The following is a 1,734-nucleotide window of genomic DNA, read 5'->3' as shown; positions in this document are numbered from 1 at the left end:
TTGCGGACACGGCCTAGGCGTTGCCCTGCGGCGGGGCGTACGGGTTGCCGTTGCCGTAGGGGGTCCCCTGCGGCGCGTACGGGGCGTTGCCGTAAGGGTTCCCCTGCGGCGGGTACGGGGCATGGCCGTAGGGGTTGCCGTAGGGGTTGCCTTGCTGCGGGATGTACGGCGGTGCCGTGGGCGGCATGGGGGGCGGCGGGCCCGGGACCTGCGGCAGGGTGGCCGGGTGGGCGGCCAGGCGGATGCCGTAGCGCTGCTTGAGGCGGCCCATCTCCAGCAGGGCGATGCCGGTGACCGTCAGCGGGGCGCCCAGGATGAAGACGACGCCCATGGTGAGGCTCAGACCGTGCAGGTCACCGGTGACCAGGTCGGGGATGGCCATCAGCCAGGTGGTCACCGTGGCCAGCAGCGGCGGCAGGCAGCGGTGGACGCCGGCGGTGCCGAAGAAGTTGCCGGAGACGTGCACCGCGCCGCGGATCACGAGGGTGGTGAGCCAGAGCGCCAGCGGGGCGAGCAGCAGCACCAGGAATCCGGCCCCGCCCGCCAGCCGCCACACGAGGACGGTCAGCACGATCGTGCCGACGAACGCCAGCAGCAGTTTCAGCGAGTTGAGCAGCGGCACCCTGAGTGCCCGGACCGTGCCGCCGCGCCGCCAGACGTAGAGCATCACCCCGACCGTCAACGGGGTGATGAACAGCAGCACGGCGGAGGCGGTGAGCATGTTCTCCAGCACCTCGTCGAAGGCGAAGCCGCCCTCGACGAAGGTGTAGACGCCGACCGCGGCGATCGTTCCCGCGATGAGCCGGACCTTCTTGAGCGTGTCCACGGCCGGGTCCAGCGAGTCCGGGATCCAGGCCGGGTGGAACACCGCCCGCGCGGCCTGCTTGGGCCGCAGCCAGTCCCGCGGCTCCAGCGTGCCGCCCGTCCAACTGCCCTGTCTTGTTGTCACGTTGCGCTCCCCCGAGCGATCGTGTTCATGATCATCGGGGAGTGTACGGGAAGCGGGGGCCGGGCGCCTCCCGCTTCCCGTGGCGGGGGTCATCAGCCGCGGCCGCGCAGCTCCCGGTACTTGGCGACCAGCGCCCGCGTGGAGGCGTCCAGACCGGGGACCTCGGCGCCCTCGGTGAGCGCGGGCTCGACCCGCTTGGCGAGGACCTTGCCCAGCTCGACACCCCACTGGTCGAAGGAGTCGATGTCCCAGACCGCGCCCTGCACGAACACCTTGTGCTCGTAGAGGGCGATGAGCTGGCCGAGCACCGACGGGGTCAGCTCGCGGGCGAGGATCGTGGTCGTCGGGTGGTCGCCCTTGAAGGTGCGGTGCGCCACCAGCTCCTCCGGCACGCCCTCGGCCCGCACCTCGTCGGGCGTCTTGCCGAACGCCAGCGCCTGGGTCTGCGCGAAGAAGTTGGCCATCAGCAGGTCGTGCTGCGCCTTCAGCTCGTCGTCGAGTTCGGCGACCGGCTCGGCGAAGCCGATGAAGTCCGCCGGGATGAGCTTGGTGCCCTGGTGGATGAGCTGGTAGTAGGCGTGCTGCCCGTTGGTGCCCGGGGTGCCCCACACCACCGGTCCGGTCTGCCAGTCGACCTCCTGCCCGTCCCGGCCCACGTACTTGCCGTTGGACTCCATGTCGAGCTGCTGGAGGTAGGCGGTGAACTTGGACAGGTAGTGGCTGTACGGCAGCACCGCGTGCGACTGGGCGTCGTGGAAGTTGTTGTACCAGATGCCCAGCAGGCC

At 70.6% G+C, this 1,734-nt stretch carries 2 protein-coding genes; both read right to left on the bottom strand.

What is annotated here, in order from left to right; genetic code table 11:
• Window positions 1-13 precede the first annotated feature (13 nt).
• The gene (locus CCN42_RS37885; protein ID WP_169731601.1) at window positions 14-949 is read right to left on the bottom strand and encodes a hypothetical protein; all 936 of its coding nucleotides are present in this window, start codon (window positions 947-949) and stop codon (window positions 14-16) included.
• A 92-nt stretch (window positions 950-1,041) separates the two neighbouring features.
• A partial coding sequence (locus CCN42_RS37880) for a glucose-6-phosphate isomerase (RefSeq protein ID WP_479688105.1) occupies window positions 1,042-1,734 on the bottom strand: 693 nt, incomplete at its 5' end.

Origin of the sequence: Streptomyces glaucescens, assembly GCF_002154375.1 — a bacterium.
Taxonomy (GTDB): Bacteria; Actinomycetota; Actinomycetes; order Streptomycetales; family Streptomycetaceae; genus Streptomyces; species Streptomyces glaucescens.
Note: the sequence above shows the minus strand (reverse complement) of the source record. Positions and strands in the feature narration are given on the sequence as shown.